The following is a 19,185-nucleotide window of genomic DNA, read 5'->3' as shown; positions in this document are numbered from 1 at the left end:
ACTATGTATAGCCATAAAATTTAGATAAAAAACGAACGTTCGATTCAAAAGGTGGAAAAACCATGTTATTTTCGCGAATTTTAGGTATAATAGATCTATCAAATATAAAGGAGTCCCTTATGAAAACAGATATCGAAATTGCTCAAAGCATTGAACTCCAACCGATTGTGGACGTTGTTAAGAAAATTGGTTTGGTTGACGATGATCTTGAATTGTATGGAAAATACAAGGCAAAATTGAGCTTTGATAAGATTCGTGAAGTTGAGAAAAATCCAGTAGGAAAACTTATCTTAGTCACTGCGATCAACCCAACTCCAGCTGGAGAAGGGAAATCAACCATCACCATTGGTCTAGCAGATGCTTTGAATAAAATCGGTAAAAAAACCATGATTGCCATTCGCGAACCTTCTTTAGGTCCAGTTATGGGGATTAAAGGTGGTGCTGCTGGTGGTGGCTATGCCCAAGTTCTACCAATGGAAGACATCAACCTTCATTTCACAGGGGATATGCATGCGATCACAACGGCTAATAATGCCCTCTCAGCATTGATTGATAATCATTTGCACCAAGGAAATGAGCTAGGTATTGACCAACGTCGGATTATCTGGAAACGGGTAGTGGACTTGAATGACCGCGCTCTTCGTCATGTTTCTGTCGGTCTTGGCGGTCCTTTAAATGGGATTCCGCGTGAAGACGGTTTTGATATTACCGTTGCTTCTGAGATCATGGCCATCCTTTGCTTGGCGACAGATATTGAAGATTTGAAACGTCGTTTGGCCAACATCGTTATTGGTTACCGTTATGATCGTAGTCCAGTTTATGTCCGTGATTTGGAAGTGGAAGGGGCTCTTGCCTTGATTCTCAAAGATGCGATTAAGCCAAACTTGGTTCAAACCATCTATGGAACGCCTGCCTTTGTTCACGGTGGTCCATTTGCCAATATCGCCCATGGATGTAACTCTGTATTAGCAACGACGACAGCTCTTCATTTAGCAGACTATACGATTACAGAAGCTGGTTTTGGGGCTGACCTTGGCGCTGAAAAATTCCTTGATATTAAAACTCCAAACTTACCTACATCACCAGATGCAGTCGTAATCGTAGCGACACTCCGTGCCCTTAAGATGAACGGTGGAGTGACCAAGGATGCTTTGACTGAAGAGAATGTAGAGGCTGTTCGTGCTGGTTTTGCCAACTTGAAACGCCACGTTGAAAATATCCGTAAGTTTGGCATTCCTGCAGTGGTTGCCATCAATGAATTTATCACCGATACAGAAGCAGAAATTGCTGCTTTGAAAGAATTGTGTGCTGAAATTGATGTACCAGTTGAGCTTGCGAGTGTATGGGCGAATGGTGCTGACGGTGGAGTTGACCTTGCTGAAACCTTGGTTCAGACCATCGAAACAAGTCCAGCTAACTACACACGCTTGTATGATAACAACCTTTCTGTTGAAGAAAAAATTGAAAAGATTGTTACAGAAATTTACCGCGGTACTAAGGTGAATTTTGAGAAGAAAGCCAAGACACAAATTGCCCAAATCGTGAAAAATGGTTGGGATAAGTTGCCAATCTGTATGGCCAAAACACAATATAGCTTCTCTGATAATCCAAATGCCTTGGGAGCTCCTGAAAACTTTGAAATCACTATCCGTGAAGTGGTTCCAAAATTGGGAGCAGGCTTTATTGTCGCTTTGACTGGGGATGTCATGACCATGCCTGGTTTACCAAAACGTCCAGCTGCTTTGAATATGGATGTGTCTGCTGATGGAACAGCCATCGGTTTGTTCTAATAGCTAGATATCTAAAAACAACTTCTGTTCAAATGAGCAGAAGTTGTTTTGGTCTTGTTAATCAATCATTATTCAGTAAGGAGTTGGTACCTGATTTTTCGATAGATTATGATGAGCTGTAGGGTCATGGGAATCCAGATAAGGGGTTCGCAGAGAATGACCCCCATGTAGCCGGTGTGAGGAATAATCCACAGAACGAAGAAAATTTTTCCAAACAATTCAATAAAACTGGATATGAGTGGGGTTAATTTTTTACCCATTCCCTGTAGGGCATTTCTCAGGATGATGAGACTCGCCAAAATAGGATAAAAGCAAGAGCTGATCTGGAGATAAAGACTGGCATTTGCAATGAGATCAGGATTTGTCGAGCCGGAAATAAAGCTGGTTATAGACGGACTTGTGAAGAATAGAAGAGCAGCAACCAAGACAGACCAAACCCAAGAAAGAAGGTTGGCAATGGTAACGCCTTTTTTGATCCGCTGGAATTGCTCTGCGCCAAAATTCTGCGAGATAAAAGTTGTGATACTTGAGGCGATAGCTGTAATCGGTAAAACGGCAAAGGACATGATGCGACGGGCTGCGACCTGTGCACTGATAATGGTTGTTCCAAGCTGATTAATAGCGGATTGGAGGATAACCGTTCCGATCGAAACGATGGAAGTCATGAGGCCCATGGCAAGGCCCTGACTTAGCAGATCCTGATAAAGCTCCTTGTCCCAAACAAAATCCTTGCGATGCGGGAGCAGAAAAGGGACCTTCTTACGAATATAGAGAAGACAAAGAAGGGCCGAAATACCCTGAGCAATAATGGTTGCAATCCCAGCAGATTGAACTCCAAGATGAAGTTGGGTAATAAAATAAAGATCGAGAAGAATATTGAGAATGGCAGCGATAATCAGGAAGTAGAGTGCCGCTAGACTATCGCCAACCGCTCTAAGAAGTCCGGCACAAAGATTATAGGCAAAGGTCACAGCCACACCATTAACAATGGTAGCGATATAGAGATAAGACTGAGACACAATGGCTGATGGGGTCCCTAAAAACTGGAGCAGGGGATAAAGTCCGACAGCGCCAATGAAGATCACGAAGAGACTGAGGATGCAACCAATAATAGCAGTTGCGGCGACTGATTTTCGTAATTGGTCTTCGTTTTTAGCCCCATAATTTCTCGCGATAATAATCCCCATCCCATTGCCAACACCGACAGCAAATCCAACAATCAAATCAAAAATAGCAGAGGTTGCCCCAATCGCGGCCAAAGATTTTTGACCTAAAAAACGCCCTACAATCATGACATCTGAGGTATTGTAGAGTTGTTGGAAGATATTGGATAAAAGAATAGGAAAGGCAAAACTCAAAAGAGCGGGTAAAATAGGACCATTTATGAGATCTACACGTTGAATTCTTTTCATAGTGTCATTATACCAACTTCAGTAACCAGCGACAAGCATCGGTAGTTGAATCCCCTTACATTTTTTGGTATAATCAGGGCAGAAAAGGAGGCTTTTATGAGCTTAACCAGCCAATTAATCACTGAAACGTTCCCAGATCTGGACAAGGTCGAGAGGCTGAATATCGAGGCATTCCCAGAAGAAGAGCGAGTCCCTTTGTCGGAATTCCTGCGTTACACGGACAATGACGATGCTAATTTTTTTGCTTTTTATAACGAAGAAGAATTTGTAGGATTTGCTTTTTCTATCTATAATCAGAAAGTTTTTTATGTTAGCTTCTTTGCCATTATGCCCCACCTACGTAGCCACGGTTATGGTCAAGAAATCATTGAAAAATTGGTAGAATTTTACCAAAGAACCATGATTCTTGAAGTGGAACGATTGGATGAAGAATGTGACAATCTAGAGCAACGCCAGTCTCGGATGGATTTCTATAAGCGAAATGGATTTAAAACTGCCAATGCCTTTTTAGAATACGAAGGACTGAGCTTTGAAATTCTCTATCGGGGTGATCACTTTGACGAAGAGGCTTATCGCGATATTTTCCGTAAACTGCAGGAAGAAAATTATTTCGATTTCCGCATTAAATATAGACGATTTAGTGACCACTAGACAAGAAAGAGAGTGGGACAGAAATCGGTCATTCGTTAGAATTCGATTTCGTCGTTCCACCTCCGCACAGTTGAGTAGGCCTGTATAAGCTGATGAAATCAGCGTATTAGAGCCCACTCAACCACTGCGTCTTGCTTGACAATCCAAAAACAATAGAGAGGCTAGGACTTTTGTCCCAGCCTCTTTTATTTTAGATATAGCATTAAGAACTCAATCAGTTTCATGATTTGTGTAAAGAACCAAGGTAGAAACAGAAGAGCTAGGAAGGCAACATGCCATTTCCAATAGAGTGAAACCAAGCCAACGGTTTCTCGAATCCAAGCGGATGGGAGATAGTAAAAAGCTGTTCTTGAACCGATACTTCGACCGGGTATTTTCAATCGTCTCATAAAGACACCTGCACGGAGCGCGTGAAACGAATTGGTCACCACAAGGACTCTCTTGCCAAGCCCCTCTTCTTCAAGGATACGCTTGCTAAAGGTCAGGTTTTCAAAAGTAGTACGAGAGCGATTCTCGATGAGAATGGCGTCTTCTGGCACCCCATGTTCCATCAAGTATCTGGCCATAGCTTCCGCCTCAGCGATCAGCTCATCTGACCCTTGACCACCAGAAACAATCAACTTTGGTCGTTTCTTGAACTGCTCATAGACGGCCTTTCCCTTATCAAGACGCTGGGCCAAGAGTGGGGGAACCTTTTCTCCAATCAAACCTGAGCCAAGGATGATGATGGCGTCTGGCTCTTTGCGAACTGGAAAGAGATTGCAAAAAGTCCCATAGGATACATAAGAGAGGTAGAGAAAAGTCATGTAAAACAGGGCGAAGTCGGTCAGATAAATGAGGATGTCATTCCCTGGGAAATAGGGTAGAAAATGTAGTGCCAAAGCTCCGATAATAAACAGCCCATAGAGCAGCGAGAGGAGGTTGGCCAGTCTTTTTCCTTCAAAAAGCATCATTTGACTGCCGTTAAAAAGGAGAAAGATAGATGAGAAAATAATGCTGAGAAAAACGAGGATGGAAATCACAACAAAGACAATAATTGCAATTTGTTGATTAAACCATAGCTCAGTTCGAACGACTAGTAGAAATGCAGAAATCAGTAGAAGAAGCCCCAAGTTTATCGAAAAGAGATAAGCATTGAAAAGCCTTCTGCGATCACTCATAAAGAACAATAAAAAAATAAGAGCTGGAAATAACCAGAATAGATATAGATACATGTTTTGCACCTCGTAAAATCTTACATCCATTGTACCATAATGACTGATAGAAATAGCGGATTGTTCATGCAAATAAGTTGCATTCTTCAAATGAATTTGATAAAGTTAAGATTATCGTTTTTTTAAGGAGATCGTATGTTACGAAAAGGTTCCCTGACAGGTTTATTACTGTTTGGTATTTTTTTTGGTGCTGGAAACCTGATTTTCCCACCGACTCTTGGTGCTTTATCGGGTAATCAATTTTGGCCAGCTATTGCTGGGTTTGTCCTTTCAGGCGTGGGAATTGCCATTGTGACCTTGATTATCGGTACACTTAATCCCAAAGGATATATTGATGAGATTTCTCGTAAGATTTCACCTGTTTTCGCGATTGTATACTTAGTTGCGCTTTATCTTTCGATTGGTCCTTTCTTTGCCATTCCAAGAACGGCGACGGTATCTTTCGAAGTGGGGATAGCCCCCTTATTAGGTGGAATGAATGCCAGTTTAGCACTTTTCATTTTTACCCTGGTCTACTTTTTGCTAGCCTTTCTGATTGCTTTGAATCCATCTAAGATTCTAGATCGGATCGGTCGTATATTGACTCCAATCTTTGCTATTCTCATTTTGATTTTGGTCGTTCTTGGAGCTTTAAAATACAGTGGACACGCTTCAATGGTGGCCACCAAAGCGTATCAGGCTTCTGCCTTTGGGCAAGGATTTTTAGAGGGCTACAATACCTTGGATGCCTTGGCTTCTGTTGCCTTTAGTGTGATCGCAGTGACTACCCTGAATCAACTTGGATTTTCAAGTAAGAAAGAATACATCAAGACCATTTGGTTGGTTGGGATTGTCGTAGCGCTTGGTTTTAGTGTGCTGTATATCGGTTTAGGATATCTGGGGAATCATTTTCCAATTCCGGCTTCTGTTATGGCATCTGATAGCAATAAAGGGGTGTATGTATTATCAGAAGCGACCAAAGCGATCTTTGGTCCGACTGCTCAGATTTTCCTAGCAGGAATGGTGACGGTAACTTGCTTTACCACAACCGTTGGTTTAATCGTCTCTACCAGTGAATTCTTCCATAGCACCTTCCCTAAGGTCTCTTACAAGGTCTATGCAAGTGTCTTCACTTTGATTGGTTTTGCGATTGCCAACCTAGGCTTGAATGCCATTATTGCTTTCTCATTGCCAGTCTTGATGATTCTTTACCCAATCACCATTACCATTGTATTGATTGTGATAGTGAATAAATTTGTGGCTCTTTCAAAACCAGGGATGCAATTGACTATTTTCTTGGCCAGCTTGGTCTCTGTTGCAAGTGTTCTGGCAAGTACCTTTAAAATTTCACTAGTAGAAAAGGGGATTGCTTTGCTTCCATTTGCGGCTCAATCTCTTCCATGGTTAGTGCCAGTAGTCATCGGGATTCTTTTATCGCTCGTATTACCAAATAAACAAACGGCAGAAGAATAACTTATATTAGAAACTCTAAAGTTTCATGCTTTAGGGTTTTTCTTTTGAAACTAGTATCTAAATCCAAACTTTAGTAAAAAAACGTAGCAGAAATTTTTATTTTTTGTCAGTCAATGTTATACTGAATGTAGCATATCAATATACGGAGTGAGCTATGAATCCAATCATTTTTTCATTGACAGTTTTTCTTGCGGGTATTCTGTCTTTCTTTTCTCCCTGTGTCTTTCCTTTGCTACCGGTATATATTGGAATCTTGCTAGGAAGTGATCAGGAAAAGGCTATTCTATTGTTCGGGAAAAAAATTCGCTGGCATGGCTTGTTGAAAACCCTTTGTTTTATTGCCGGTATTTCTGTTATTTTCCTCCTCATTGGTTTTGGAGCGGGCTTGCTTGGAAAGATCATGTACACCAATTGGTTCCGTTATCTGATGGGAGCCCTCATCATTATCCTTGGTCTTCATCAAATGGAAGTCTTTCATTTTCATTTCCTTGAAAAGCAAAAAACAATGGATTTTGGAGCCAACAAACAGAAGAATGAATTGTTTTCAGCTTTTCTCCTTGGTCTTGGTTTTAGTTTTGGTTGGACGCCTTGTATTGGTCCGGTATTAGGATCAGTCCTTGCTTTAGCAGCATCAGATGGGCAAGATGCTCTTATGGGAGCTATTTATCTCCTTGTATATACATTGGGAATGGCTCTTCCGTTTTTACTGTTAGCCTTAGCATCTAGTCTGGTCCTACCTTACTTTAATCGTCTCAAACCCCATTTGTTATTGCTGAAGAAAATCGGCGGAGCCATCATTATTCTGATGGGAATTCTCTTACTCTTGGGACAATTGAACAGTTTGTCATCTATCTTTTCATAAAAATAATCGGAGGTTTAATGCATGATGAAAGGTTTTAAATACGCTTGTTTCTCAGTTCTCTCTTTAGCTTTGCTGTCAGCTTGTTCCATGAATCAATCCAGTGAGACTAGTATGGACAATCAGACAACAATGAATACAACAACGAATAAGAATCCTTTGGTAGGAAAAGACGCTAGTAACTTTGAACTAAAGGATATGAAGGGGAATACGGTCAAACTTTCAGACTACAAAGGGAAGAAGGTTTATTTGAAATTTTGGGCAACCTGGTGTGGTCCTTGCCGGCAAAGTATGCCCGAATTAGAGAAATTGGTCAAGGATACGGATAGAGACTTTGAAATTCTGACCATTATGGCACCAGGACTCCAAGGTGAAAAAACAGAAGAAGAATTCGTCAAATGGTTTGATCAACAAGATTACAAGTCAGTACCGGTCTTGTACAATCCAGATGGTTCTGCATTTGCAGATTATCAGGTTCGCTCCATTCCTACAGAAGTCTTTATAGACAGTCATGGGAAAATTGGACATGTCCAATTAGGGGCTATTTCAAACGAAGAGGCTAAGAAGATCATCAAAGACTTACAATAAAAAAATGAAGCACGAAGCTTCATTTTTTTTAGTTTCTTAGTTGCTTGCACCAGAAGTGGCATCGGCATCTCCGTGCCCTCCGTCACCATGTCCTCCAGCATCAGAAGCACCAGAAGTTGCATCTGCACTACCGTGTCCACCAGCAGGAGCAAATGGACCGCTTCCGCCAACTAGACGTTGTCCTGTTGTTTGCAGGTACCAGTCCAACCATGGTTTGAAGTTGAAGACAATCTCATTGATACCAGCGTATGAACCATCTTCATAGTACATAGCTTGGTAGTTGTGGGTGTTGATAACCCCTTCAGGTGACCCCGGAACAATCGTACGGACATAGTCTTGGTTACCATTACGGAGGGTCCCAATCACCCATTCTACATTTTTCATACGTGCTGGTGGAAGGGATCCATGAACGGTCGACATCCGACTACCTGATTGAGGTGGTACCCGTTTGGCAAACATACTATCTGGATCTTGATGGGCATTGTTGTAGTAGAGGAATTGGTTGTTGTCATCCGCATAAGTTAACTCAAATGGCATGGCCTTTAAGAACATGTCGATTTGATTGACCGTTAGGATACCATGATCTAGTTTGACATATGTATCGCCAGATACAGCACCGGTAATTTCAGCTACTTTTTCAACCCATTCTGGATCGTCCGGATCAACCTCAGTTACAGTCGTTGCGATTGGGTGATTGCAATCCAAGTCTTCTGGTTCAATTGGTTTTGGTTTTTTCAATTTCGATACAACCTCTACGTATTTGATAAAGTTATCCAAGCAAGTTTCAAGGAATTTCACAGTCCCTTCATTTTTGATATTGCCATCTTCGTCAAAAGCTTCTTTGGCTTTCCCAAGAAGGAATTCATTTCCTGGAAGGGTATAGGCATTGACACCAGGAGCGTCGAGGATCTTACGTAGGTGAACCTGAGCTCGTGAAGTTCCTTGATCATAGTAGGAAGCTCCAACGACCATGACTGGTTTATTTTCAAAAGGGTGCACCTCAAAAGAGAGCCATTCCAGGACTGATTTTAGAGCAGCTGAAATGGTATGGTTGTGTTCCGGTGTTGCAATAATCACACCATCTGCACGAGTGATTTTATTATACAAAAGACGCAATTGGAAACTTTCGTCCCATTTTTCATCTTGATTAAACATTGGAACTTCATCAATTTCAAGAATTTCCAATTCAAATTTGAGCTTAAATTGGCGTTGCATGAATTCCAAGAGTTTACGGTTATATGATTGATCATAGTTTGAGCCTAAAATTCCAACAAATTTCATTCTTATCGTCTCCTATCCTACAAGTTTTCCCAGTTAAATTTTTCAGCAGATTTGCGAATTAACTCATGAGCATTACGTAATTTGTCTGTAATCTTTACAAAAATACGGAAGTCATCGAAGATAGCATCCAATTTTTGAATGACTTCTAAATCTACCAGGTCACCATTTTTGTCGAAGGCTTGCAAGGAGTGAGAGAGCAAGAATTCATCTGGCAAAACAGTTGCTTTGATTTCTGGAGCGTTTAAGATTTGGCGAAGTTGCAGTTGGGCACGTGAAGATCCTAAAGTACCGTATGAAGCGCCAGTAATCATAACTGGTTTGTTTAACAATGGGAAGACTCCGTATGAGAGCCAAGCGAGTGCACTCATCAAGACTGCTGGAATAGAGTGGTCGTATTCTGGAGTTCCAATAATGACCCCATCAGCTTCTTCAATTTTTGCAACAATATCCAAGACAGCTTCAGGCACTTGTTTGTCGGCTGGTTTGTTAAAGACAGGGATATCTTTAATTTCGACCAATTCGATCTCAGCCTTATCAGCAAAATGTTTTTGCATGTATTGAAGCAGTTGACGGTTTGTAGAACGTTTGGAGTTAGTCCCCACAATCGCAATAAGTTTTATCATGGAATATTCCTTTCTGATAGGAGAATTATAAATAAGATTGAAGCCCACTTGTATAGGCGATCTTGCCTGATTGAAAAACCAATAAGGTATCTATACCAGGAAGTGATTCAACAGTGTTGAGGATAGAAGTAGGAGATTCCCCGAACAAGCGGGTAGTCCATATCTCCCCGTCTACGGATCGATCAGATATGATGGTGATACTGGCTAAGTCTGTCTCGACCGGATAGCCCGTCGCGCTATCAAAAATGTGGTGAAACGACTGGCCGTCCACTTCTAAATGACGCTCGTAGATGCCAGAGGTGACAATAGATTTATCCTTGACAGAGAGGACCAGTAGGTGCTGACCCCTTTTTTCGACTGGATTTTGAATGCCAATCCGCCAAGGCTGTTGTTTGATAGGGTGTTGACCGACAGTGAGGATATTTCCTCCAAGATCGATCAAGGCATCTGTTACTCCCTGACTCTTTAAAAAGGTTGCAATACAGTCCGCACTATAGCCCTTAGCCAAGGCTCCCAAATCAATCTTCATTCCAGGACGTGTCAGAAAGACCGTATGGTTTTCTGGGTCGAGCTGGATTTGGTGAGGATCGATCTTGGCCAGAGCTTGATCAATTTCCCCTTGCTGGGGACGTCTAGCATCTGAAAATCCAATTCGCCAGGTCTGTACAAGAGGACCAATGGCGATGTTTAAATGGCTGTTCTGAGCTTGACTATGCAAGGTTCCTAATGTAATCAGTTCAAAAAGTTCTGGATGGACCTGAACAGGTCTAATACCAGCTTGATGATTGACCTCCATCAGTTCGGAACTAGTATCATTTGCACTAAAGCGATGTTCATAGGTGCGGAGAAGTTCAAAGCATTGTGCCAAAATTTTATCTGCTTGCGGGTGAAAGATCGAAACAGTGATGGTGGTTCCCATCAGACGTTCGGATCGACTGCTTAGGTTCACTAAAAATCTATCCTTTCCAATTTTCACTTACTTATAGTATACCAGAAAGAGACCGTTTTCACAATCCTTTTTCAAGCAAATTATTTGACATTTATTGAAGAATGTGAAAATTTGGTTTCAAAAATTTGAAAAAAAAATCACAAATACTGAGCAAATTCATTGTAAACGATACCAAGTTTATGATATACTCAAGGGGTAAATTAAATTAAAGGTAGGATTTATTCTATGAGTAAAATCGTTGTTGTAGGGGCAAACCATGCCGGAACAGCTTGTATCAACACAATGCTAGATAATTTTGGAAATGAAAACCAAATTGTAGTTTTTGACCAAAACTCAAACATTTCTTTCCTAGGATGTGGTATGGCACTTTGGATCGGTGAGCAAATCGATGGTCCTGAAGGTCTCTTCTACTCAGATAAAGAAAAATTGGAAGAAAAAGGTGCTCGTGTTTACATGAATTCACCTGTCCTTTCGATTGATTATGATAACAAAGTCGTAACAGCAGAAGTAGATGGTAAAGAACACAAAGAAACATATGATAAATTGATCTTTGCGACGGGTTCAACGCCAATCATTCCTCCAATTAAAGGAGTTGAAATCGTTCCTGGTAACCGCGAATTCAAAGCAACTCTTGAAAATCTTCAATTCGTTAAATTGTACCAAAATGCTGAAGAAGTCATCGAAAAATTGAAAGATAACAGCAAACACTTGAACCGTATCGCCGTAGTTGGTGGTGGTTACATCGGTGTAGAACTTGCTGAAGCCTTCCAACGTCTTGGTAAAGACGTTGTCTTGGTGGATATCGTGGACACTGTCTTGAATGGTTACTACGACAAAGACTTCACAGACATCATGGCGAAAAACTTAGAAGACCACAACATCCGTTTGGCACTTGGACAAACTGTTCAAGCAGTTGAAGGAGATGGTAAGGTAGAACGCCTTGTAACTGATAAAGAAACCTTCAATGTAGATATGGTTATCTTGGCTGTTGGTTTCCGTCCAAATACAGCTCTTGCTGATGGTAAGATCGAACTCTTCCGCAACGGTGCCTTCCTTGTTGACAAGAAACAAGAAACATCAATCCCAGGCGTATATGCTGTTGGTGACTGTGCAACAATTTATGACAATGCCCGTGATGAAATGAGCTATATCGCTCTTGCATCTAATGCAGTTCGTTCTGGTATTGTGGGTGCCTACAATGCGACTGGTCATGAATTGGAAGGAATCGGTGTTCAGGGTTCTAACGGTATTTCGATTTACGGTCTTCACATGGTTTCAACTGGTTTGACACTTGAAAAAGCAAAAGCTGCTGGCTTCAATGCTGGAGAAACTGGTTTTAACGACCTTCAAAAACCTGAATTTATTAAACATGATAACCATGAAGTTGCTATTAAGATTGTGTATGATAAAGACACTCGTAAAATTCTTGGTGCTCAAATGGTATCCCGTGATATTTCCATCTCTATGGCCATCCACATGTTCTCACTTGCGATTCAAGAACACGTGACGATTGATAAATTGGCTTTGACAGACTTGTTCTTCTTGCCACATTTCAACAAACCTTACAACTACATTACAATGGCAGCTTTAACTGCTGAATAATGAATAAATGAAAAACAAAGCTAGCGGTGCTAGTTTTGTTTTTTTGCTTTTCCATGTATTCAGAGGCGGTGAAATAAGGTATAATGAATAGGATAAGAGTTTGAAGGAGTTAGGGAATGTCTGCTAAAGAAGAAGCCTTAAAAAAGGAATTTCATTTTGCCTCTAGTTCGATTGTAGCCCATATTGTCAGAGGTGTTCTGGTTGGGATTGTTGTGGGATGCATCGTCTCGAGTTTTCGTTTTTTGATCGAACATATTTTTCATTTTGTTCAAGGTGTCTACAAGGAGATGTCTGGTCAACCATTTTATTTGCTGGCGATGCTGTTGGGGTATGGGGTGATCGTACTGATTGCTGGTCGCCTCATTCGCACCAATCGGGATATCAAGGGATCAGGAATTCCGCAAGTCGAAGCAGAGCTAAAGGGGCTCTTAGCGGTCAGTTGGTGGGATACCTTGTGGAAGAAGTATATTCTAGGTGTCTTGGCCATCGGAAGTGGCTTGATGCTTGGTCGTGAAGGTCCTAGTATTCAATTAGGGGCAATGGGTGGAAAAGGAGTGGCCCATCATTTGAAGGTTAGCCCAGTTGAGGAGCGGTCTTTGATTGCAAGTGGAGCTGCTGCTGGTCTTGCGGCTGCCTTTAATGCACCTATAGCGGGACTCTTATTTGTGGTTGAAGAGGTCTACCATCATTTTTCACGTTTCTTTTGGATTTCGACCTTGGCTGCTAGTTTGACGGCTAATTTTATTTCACTCAATGTCTTTGGTCAAACACCAGTGCTTCATATGCCACAAAATATTCCACCTCTCCATCTGTCTCAGTACTGGATTTATCTTTTTCTTGGAGTCTTTTTAGGGGCAGCGGGTTATGTCTACGAAATAGTGGTTCTCAATATCGGCCGACTCTATCGTTTGCTAGAGAAGATTTTCCATGTTCCTTCTCATTATTCTTCTTTATTTGCCTTTGTTTTGATTCTTCCAATCGGCTATTTTCTTCCCCAAATTCTTGGTGGTGGGAATCAATTGGTCTTGGATTTGGCTCGAGTACCGTATCCAGTGCTGACCATCCTTCTCTATTTTTTGATCCGTTTCATCTGGAGTATGTTGAGCTATGGTAGTGGCTTGCCAGGTGGCATTTTCCTGCCCATACTAGCATTAGGATCTCTCTTAGGAGCCATCGTTGGAACCTTCCTCCAAAACATTGGCTTTATCTCTCAAAACCAGCTGCCTCTTTTCATCATTTTAGGAATGAGTGGGTATTTTGGGGCTATTTCAAAAGCGCCATTAACAGCGATGATCTTGGTAACAGAGATGGTAGGTGATATTCGTAGTTTAATGCCCCTAGGCATGGTGACCTTGCTGGCTTATATGATTATGGATCTCTTCCATGGAGCGCCAGTCTATGAAGCCATGCTCGAGCAATTGTTGCCGGATAAGGCGCAAGAAGAAGGAGAGTTGACTTTAATTGAGATCCCTGTATCAGAAAAGATCGCAGGAAAGCAAGTCCATGAACTGCACCTCCCTCAAGATATCTTGATCACCACGCAAATGCGAAGTGGTAAGAGCTATACGGTCAATGGTGCGACCCGCTTGTATCTAGGTGATAGCATCTTTGTAGTGGTTAAAGAATCCGAAATCGGACGGGTCAAAGATATTCTTTTGTAAAAGACAGATTCTCAGAAAAATTTTTCTATTATTAAATTTTCAGACAATTATTGAAAAATGAGAAAATATCTGGTAAAATAAAGGCAAGAACAAATGAGGAGAAGTCTTTCATGAAAAAATATAGTCTACTCTTATTGAGTGTTGCTCTTTTAGCAGGGTGTGCAAATTCTACTAGCAAACAGTCAAGTCAAAAGACGCAAACCAGCTCAACGGTGCAGTTGTCAAAGGCTGACCAGAAGACCTTGGACAATGCGACAGCTGAATACAAAGACTTTGTTGAAATGCAAATTGACCAATTGCTCAAGGATACAGAAGGATTCCGAGCTACGTTAAAAGACGGGAATTTGGAAGAAGCTAAAAAGCAATATCCCTTGATCCGTATGGCCTATGAACGTTCCGAACCAATTGCTGAAACCTTCGGAGAATCGGATGTCAAGATCGACTACCGCTTGGTGGATTATGTGGATGAAAATAAATCAGAAGATGGCTGGTCAGGTTTCCACCGGATTGAGCGCATTCTTTGGGAAAACAATACCACAGATGGAACAGACAAATACGCTGACCAACTGGTGAACGATATCAAGGAGTTGAAAGCTAAAATTGCTACAGTAGAAGTCACACCGGATATCATGTTGACCGGAGCTGTCGATTTGCTCAATGAAGTGGCAACGCAAAAGATTACAGGTGAAGAAGAAGTCTTCTCTCATACAGATCTTTACGACTTCCGTGCCAACATTGAAGGGGCTGAAAAGATCTTCTCTCTCTTTAAACCCTTGATTGAGAAAAAAGATGCCAAATTGGTTAAAACCTTGGAATCAGAATTTAAGAATGTTAATGCTTTATTGGACAAACACATGACAGATGATTCAAACTATAAGTCTTACACAGATTTATCCAAGGAAGATACCAAGGAATTGGCAGAAGCTGTGACCAAACTTGGTGAACCTTTGTCTCAAATGGGTGTGATTTTAGATGGGAAATAAGAAAAATGGCTGACGAAAAATTTTTAGATAAAAAAATGGACCGTCGTGAATTTCTTAAAAAAGCAGGTATTGGAGGGGCTGGTCTAGCGCTGGGTCTCTCTGGTGCATCTGCTTTTTTCGCTAATCAAGACAGTTCCAGCAAAAAAGCTTATGATGGGGATGAAGACATCTCCTTTTATGGCAAGCACCAAGCAGGGATTACAACGGCCATGCAGAAGGCTTGCTACTTGGTTGTGTTAGATCTTCACACGACGGACAAAAAAGAAGTCATCCAGCTCTTTAAAGACTGGACCGATTACAGTAGTAAATTAGTCGAAGGAGAATTGGTCAAAAAAGATGGTTCCAATGCCCTCTTGCCACCAACAGATACAGGTGAAACAGTGGGACTCAACCCCTATCGTTTGAGCCTGACTTTTGGGGTTTCGGCTTCCTTTCTAAAGAAACTGGGCTTGGAGGCCAAACGTCCCAAACTCTTTCGTGATTTGCCTCCATTTCCAAAGGAGCAGTTGCAGGACAAATACACAGGTGGCGATATCGTCATTCAGGCCTGTGCAGATGATGAGCAAGTAGCCTTTCATGCAGTGCGAAATCTGATTCGCAAGGGTCGCAATACCATTACCATGAAGTGGAGCAAATCGGGTTTTGCAGCCATTGGTGACCGAAAAGAAACGCCCCGCAACCTCTTTGGTTTCAAGGATGGAACAGCAAATGTCACGACGGAGAAGGACTTTGATAAGGTCGTCTGGACTGACAGCAAGGATTGGATGAAGGGTGGTTCCTATATGGCTCTTCGCCTAGTGCAAATGCACTTGGAAACTTGGGACCGAACCAATTTGCAGGAGCAGGAAAATACCTTTGGTCGCTACAAGGAGTCCGGTGCTCCCTTTGGTAAAACCAACGAATTTGATGAAGTAGATTTATCTAAGCTACCAGTAGATTCACATGTTCGTTTGGCCAAAGAAGTCGATCGTCCGATTTTACGGCGTTCTTATTCTTATTCGGATGGCATCAATGAACAGACTGGGCAATTTGATGCTGGCTTGATCTTTATCGCCTTTCAAAAGGATCCGAACAGCTTTGTCAAAATCCAAACCAACTTAGGCGCAGTGGACAAAATGAACGAGTACATCACCCATATCGGAAGTGGACTCTTTGCTTGCTTTGCAGGCGTTGAGAAAGGAGGGTATCTTGGTCAAGCACTCTTTGAATAAACTCTTGATCTTGTTCGGCCTTCTTGCCTTGTTCTGGACTCATCCAGTAGCTGCTGAATCTTATAGCGATCTCTTTATCAAGATCACAGATGCAACAACCGCTGTAGAAAATAAGGACCAGGATAAGGCCAAGGAATTGATCGCTGAGATTCAGGCTGATTTTGAATCCAAAGACCACCATGATTCCAAGGCAGGAAAAAAAGTTAGCCAAGCCCTGGCTATAAAAGGGGAGGTAACCAAAGACGATCTTACCAAGATCTCATCAGCCTTGCTCGCTTTTGAGAAAGAGCAAAATCCGGTCGATTTAGAGGCGGAAAAAGACAAACTCGTGAGTCGGCTCGCACCTTATTTTAAGAACCTACAAGAGGCCATTACAGCTAAGGATCTGGATAAAACCCGTCAAACCTATGCTGATCTCAATAACACCTGGACGCGAAATGAAGCGGTGGTAAGAGATCACAGCACAGCTTATTATGGCAAAATCGAGACGGCCATTTCGCTCTTGCGCAGTAGTATTGAAACAGAGCCTACTGATTTTACCAACATCCAGTCCTCTTATGATGACCTCAAAAATGGGATTGATGCCTTTGTAAAAGGAGAAGCCATTAGCAGTGCCAGTACGGATTTGACGTTGAACGATGGGATCAAGCTTTTGGAGAAGGCGCAAAGCCAATTCCAATCCGGCGACGATAAATCTGCTGCAGCGACTATGAAGCAGTTCATCACTATCTGGCCAACTATCGAGGGGGATGTCAGCACGACCAATCCCAGTCTTTACACGCGCGTAGAGAGCGAATCGCCGGTCATTATGGTCAAGGGGAAAGAAAAGGCCTATCAAGAGAAATTACAAGCCTTGATCAGGGATCTGTCTGCGATCGATACGACAGCTTCTTACAACGCCTTTGATGCCATGTTGATTCTTCTGCGTGAAGGAGTAGAAGCCCTTCTGATCGTCATGGCGCTTGTGACGACCCTTAAGGCCACTAAGATGAGGAAAGGCCTCAAATGGGTATACGGTGGAGCTATTGCTGGTGTTCTTGCCAGTGCAGCGATCGCTCTTGTTTTGCAAGTAGCTTTTCCAGCCGTCACTTCGGGGTCTAACCGGGAAATCATTGAAGGTGGCGTTGGGATTTTCGCTGTGGTCATGATGATTCTCATCGGAATTTGGCTCCACAGCAAGTCCTCTGTCAAACAGTGGAATGCCTTTATGGACCGTCAAATGAAGACCGTGACGGCTACAGGAAGCTTTGTCTCGATGTTTGCCCTCAGTTTCTTAGCAGTCTTTCGTGAAGGGGCTGAGACTATTCTCTTCTATGTCGGGATCATTCCGCGGATTACAACCGCGAATTTCTTACTGGGAATAGGGTTTGCCATAGCCGTTCTCATCATCATTGCAGTGGCCATGACCAAGGCCAGTCAAGCTATCCAACCTCATCGAATCTTTTTCATTCTGACGTGGTTGATTTACGCCTTGGCCTTCAAAATGCTCGGTGTCAGCATTCACGCCCTGCAGTTGACCAATATCCTACCTAGCCATTTGGTCAATGGACTTCCAACCATCGATTGGGCGGGGATCTATCCAAGCTGGGAAGTTCTTCTTCCTCAAGGTATCTTTGTGGCCTTGATCGCACTCGTTACGGTGAGACAACATGGCAAAGAGTAAAGCAGATGAAATGACTATTGTTGAACATTTGGTCGAATTTCGAAAACGATTGATCGCAGTGGTCTTATGTTATATTATCGTCTTCATCGTAGCCTTTGTATTTGGAGGAGAGCTCTACCAAGCCTTGACGGCTAGCCTCCATCAAAAACTGCTGGTACTGGGGCCAAATGATATCCTCTGGATCTATGTATCGCTGGCCAATCTCACAGCCTTTAGTCTGACCTTGCCCTTTATTGTCTACCAGATTTGGCAATTTGTAAGGCCGGCTTTGAAGGAGAAGGAGGCGCGTGCAGTCTTTGCCTACATTCCAGCTAGCTTTATTTGCTTTGTGCTGGGGCTTGCATTTGGTTATTTCTTTGTCAGTCCAGCTATTTTAGAGGTCTTGATGCGCTTGGGAGAAGGGCTGTTTGATACCCAATTAACGGCACAAAATTATTTAACCTTCTTATGGCACACTACCTTGCCTTTAGGGGTCTTGTTCGAGTTACCAGTTTTGGTCGCTTTTCTGACCTCGATTGGGCTCTTGACACCACAGTTTTTAATAACCTACCGACGATACGCTTACTTTGTCCTGCTGGTCTTAGCCGTCGTGCTAACCCCTGCAGACTTTATCAGTGACTTGGCTATGACACTCCCTTTGATCCTCTTGTTTGAAGTCAGTGTCGCCATCAGTAAAGTCATCTATTCAAGAAAAAGGAGAAACTAATGGGAATTTTACGTGATATTGGAGCACCAGGTTTGATCATCATCATCCTGGGCGCCCTCTTGATTTTTGGACCAAAACGCCTGCCTGAGTTGGGCCAGTCTATCGGCAAAATGTTTGCTGAATTTAAGTCAGCTGTCAATAAAGGCAGTGAAGAAGCCGATCAAGACACCAAAGAAGCTAAAGAAGAAAAAGAATAATCAGACAATTTTCAAAATTCTATTGAGTTCGATTGCATAAAAAGGTATAATAAGACAAGTACTTGCAATCGACGAAGGAGGAAACCATGATTATTACGATTTTGTCACTCATTTTCTATTTCAGCTATATCGGATTCTTATGCTGGTTGGTCGTAAAAATTGTCGAAAAATTGTTCAATTTCTTGTTGAACCGTTAATAAAGAAACAATCCATTTCACCCCGAGTGAGTGGATTTTTTTGTGTCCAATTCAGTTAGAAAGATTCAAACAAAGAGGTTTTAACGGTCTCAGATTGAAGATAAAGTCATATAAAAAACTTTCCTTAAGTGAGTACGGACGTCAGC

17 protein-coding genes are annotated in these 19,185 nt (G+C 42.1%); 12 read left to right on the top strand and 5 right to left on the bottom strand.

The genetic code is table 11. The features are described 5' to 3' along the window. The first annotated feature begins 119 nt into the window (after positions 1-119). Positions 120-1,790, top strand: a complete 1,671-nt coding sequence (locus tag HMPREF2917_RS03945; protein ID WP_070589043.1) for a formate--tetrahydrofolate ligase — start codon at positions 120-122, stop codon at positions 1,788-1,790. 68 nt (positions 1,791-1,858) lie between these two features. On the opposite strand, the gene HMPREF2917_RS03940 is transcribed toward HMPREF2917_RS03945, so the two are convergent. Further along, positions 1,859-3,202: an MATE family efflux transporter gene (locus HMPREF2917_RS03940; RefSeq protein ID WP_070589040.1), complete on the bottom strand. Its 1,344-nt coding sequence runs from the start codon at positions 3,200-3,202 to the stop codon at positions 1,859-1,861. A gap of 96 nt (positions 3,203-3,298) precedes the next feature. Here HMPREF2917_RS03940 and HMPREF2917_RS03935 point away from each other — a divergent pair, with 96 nt between their 5' ends. Beyond that, the gene (locus HMPREF2917_RS03935) at positions 3,299-3,853 is read left to right on the top strand and encodes a GNAT family N-acetyltransferase (RefSeq protein WP_070589038.1); all 555 of its coding nucleotides are present in this window, start codon (positions 3,299-3,301) and stop codon (positions 3,851-3,853) included. 185 nt (positions 3,854-4,038) lie between these two features. Here the strand turns inward: HMPREF2917_RS03935 and HMPREF2917_RS03930 are convergent, their stop codons facing one another. Next, positions 4,039-5,067 carry a YdcF family protein gene (locus tag HMPREF2917_RS03930; protein WP_070589036.1) on the bottom strand — a complete coding sequence of 343 codons (1,029 nt, stop codon included), beginning with the start codon at positions 5,065-5,067 and terminating at the stop codon, positions 4,039-4,041. Positions 5,068-5,202: 135 nt separating this feature from the next. Between HMPREF2917_RS03930 and brnQ the strand changes: the two genes are divergently transcribed. From brnQ to HMPREF2917_RS03915, 3 genes are all read left to right on the top strand, one after another. Beyond that, complete coding sequence (gene brnQ, locus HMPREF2917_RS03925) at positions 5,203-6,519, top strand: branched-chain amino acid transport system II carrier protein (RefSeq protein WP_070589034.1); 1,317 nt, start codon at positions 5,203-5,205, stop codon at positions 6,517-6,519. A 154-nt stretch (positions 6,520-6,673) separates the two neighbouring features. Beyond that, positions 6,674-7,381, top strand: coding sequence for a thiol-disulfide oxidoreductase-associated membrane protein CcdA2 (ccdA2, locus tag HMPREF2917_RS03920; protein WP_045759415.1), 708 nt, complete (start codon positions 6,674-6,676; stop codon positions 7,379-7,381). Positions 7,382-7,402: 21 nt separating this feature from the next. Further along, on the top strand, positions 7,403-7,966 hold the full coding sequence (locus HMPREF2917_RS03915) for a TlpA family protein disulfide reductase (RefSeq protein WP_083307668.1): 564 nt from the start codon (positions 7,403-7,405) through the stop codon (positions 7,964-7,966). Positions 7,967-8,002: 36 nt separating this feature from the next. Here HMPREF2917_RS03915 and HMPREF2917_RS03910 read toward each other — a convergent pair whose 3' ends face one another. From HMPREF2917_RS03910 to HMPREF2917_RS03900, 3 genes are read right to left on the bottom strand one after another with little or no spacing between them, the layout of a single operon-like run. Then, positions 8,003-9,247, bottom strand: a complete 1,245-nt coding sequence (locus HMPREF2917_RS03910) for an NAD(P)H-dependent oxidoreductase (protein WP_070589032.1) — start codon at positions 9,245-9,247, stop codon at positions 8,003-8,005. A gap of 17 nt (positions 9,248-9,264) precedes the next feature. Next, positions 9,265-9,870 carry an NADPH-dependent FMN reductase gene (locus HMPREF2917_RS03905; protein WP_070589029.1) on the bottom strand — a complete coding sequence of 202 codons (606 nt, stop codon included), beginning with the start codon at positions 9,868-9,870 and terminating at the stop codon, positions 9,265-9,267. A gap of 25 nt (positions 9,871-9,895) precedes the next feature. Then, on the bottom strand, positions 9,896-10,819 hold the full coding sequence (locus tag HMPREF2917_RS03900; RefSeq protein ID WP_305366781.1) for an FAD:protein FMN transferase: 924 nt from the start codon (positions 10,817-10,819) through the stop codon (positions 9,896-9,898). Between the two features lie 225 nt (positions 10,820-11,044). On the opposite strand from HMPREF2917_RS03900, the gene nox reads away from it, so the two are divergent. The 7 genes from nox (at position 11,045) to HMPREF2917_RS03865 (ending at position 18,842) form a co-directional block, all read left to right on the top strand. Further along, entirely contained in the window at positions 11,045-12,421 is a 1,377-nt protein-coding gene (gene nox / locus HMPREF2917_RS03895; RefSeq protein ID WP_070589021.1) for a H2O-forming NADH oxidase, read from the top strand. Positions 12,422-12,537: 116 nt separating this feature from the next. Then, entirely contained in the window at positions 12,538-14,082 is a 1,545-nt protein-coding gene (locus HMPREF2917_RS03890; protein WP_070589019.1) for a ClC family H(+)/Cl(-) exchange transporter, read from the top strand. A gap of 110 nt (positions 14,083-14,192) precedes the next feature. Further along, positions 14,193-15,065, top strand: a complete 873-nt coding sequence (efeO, locus tag HMPREF2917_RS03885) for an iron uptake system protein EfeO (RefSeq protein WP_031576242.1) — start codon at positions 14,193-14,195, stop codon at positions 15,063-15,065. Positions 15,066-15,070: 5 nt separating this feature from the next. After that, a complete protein-coding gene (efeB, locus tag HMPREF2917_RS03880) occupies positions 15,071-16,276 on the top strand; it encodes an iron uptake transporter deferrochelatase/peroxidase subunit (protein ID WP_049488783.1) in 1,206 nt (401 codons plus the stop codon). Further along, positions 16,254-17,939: an FTR1 family iron permease gene (locus HMPREF2917_RS03875; protein ID WP_070589017.1), complete on the top strand. Its 1,686-nt coding sequence runs from the start codon at positions 16,254-16,256 to the stop codon at positions 17,937-17,939. Before efeB ends, HMPREF2917_RS03875 begins: the two co-directional genes overlap by 23 nt. After that, positions 17,926-18,645 carry a twin-arginine translocase subunit TatC gene (gene tatC / locus HMPREF2917_RS03870; protein WP_070589015.1) on the top strand — a complete coding sequence of 240 codons (720 nt, stop codon included), beginning with the start codon at positions 17,926-17,928 and terminating at the stop codon, positions 18,643-18,645. Before HMPREF2917_RS03875 ends, tatC begins: the two co-directional genes overlap by 14 nt. Next, positions 18,645-18,842 carry a Sec-independent protein translocase subunit TatA/TatB gene (locus HMPREF2917_RS03865; protein ID WP_070589014.1) on the top strand — a complete coding sequence of 66 codons (198 nt, stop codon included), beginning with the start codon at positions 18,645-18,647 and terminating at the stop codon, positions 18,840-18,842. Before tatC ends, HMPREF2917_RS03865 begins: the two co-directional genes overlap by 1 nt. The last annotated feature ends 343 nt before the right edge of the window (positions 18,843-19,185 follow it).

Origin of the sequence: Streptococcus sp. HMSC061E03, assembly GCF_001813505.1 — a bacterium.
In the GTDB taxonomy this organism is placed as follows: Bacteria; Bacillota; Bacilli; order Lactobacillales; family Streptococcaceae; genus Streptococcus.
The sequence above is the reverse complement of the archived record's forward strand: the minus strand, read 5'-3'. Positions and strand labels throughout refer to the sequence as shown.

Coding starts and splice junctions, on each gene's coding strand:
- HMPREF2917_RS03945 (WP_070589043.1), top strand. CDS start 120: ATGAAAACAGATATCGAAATTGCTCAAAGCATTGAACTCCAACCGATT.
- HMPREF2917_RS03940 (WP_070589040.1), bottom strand. CDS start 3,202: ATGAAAAGAATTCAACGTGTAGATCTCATAAATGGTCCTATTTTACCC.
- HMPREF2917_RS03935 (WP_070589038.1), top strand. CDS start 3,299: ATGAGCTTAACCAGCCAATTAATCACTGAAACGTTCCCAGATCTGGAC.
- HMPREF2917_RS03930 (WP_070589036.1), bottom strand. CDS start 5,067: ATGTATCTATATCTATTCTGGTTATTTCCAGCTCTTATTTTTTTATTG.
- brnQ (WP_070589034.1), top strand. CDS start 5,203: ATGTTACGAAAAGGTTCCCTGACAGGTTTATTACTGTTTGGTATTTTT.
- ccdA2 (WP_045759415.1), top strand. CDS start 6,674: ATGAATCCAATCATTTTTTCATTGACAGTTTTTCTTGCGGGTATTCTG.
- HMPREF2917_RS03915 (WP_083307668.1), top strand. CDS start 7,403: ATGATGAAAGGTTTTAAATACGCTTGTTTCTCAGTTCTCTCTTTAGCT.
- HMPREF2917_RS03910 (WP_070589032.1), bottom strand. CDS start 9,247: ATGAAATTTGTTGGAATTTTAGGCTCAAACTATGATCAATCATATAAC.
- HMPREF2917_RS03905 (WP_070589029.1), bottom strand. CDS start 9,870: ATGATAAAACTTATTGCGATTGTGGGGACTAACTCCAAACGTTCTACA.
- nox (WP_070589021.1), top strand. CDS start 11,045: ATGAGTAAAATCGTTGTTGTAGGGGCAAACCATGCCGGAACAGCTTGT.
- HMPREF2917_RS03890 (WP_070589019.1), top strand. CDS start 12,538: ATGTCTGCTAAAGAAGAAGCCTTAAAAAAGGAATTTCATTTTGCCTCT.
- efeO (WP_031576242.1), top strand. CDS start 14,193: ATGAAAAAATATAGTCTACTCTTATTGAGTGTTGCTCTTTTAGCAGGG.
- efeB (WP_049488783.1), top strand. CDS start 15,071: ATGGCTGACGAAAAATTTTTAGATAAAAAAATGGACCGTCGTGAATTT.
- tatC (WP_070589015.1), top strand. CDS start 17,926: ATGGCAAAGAGTAAAGCAGATGAAATGACTATTGTTGAACATTTGGTC.
- HMPREF2917_RS03865 (WP_070589014.1), top strand. CDS start 18,645: ATGGGAATTTTACGTGATATTGGAGCACCAGGTTTGATCATCATCATC.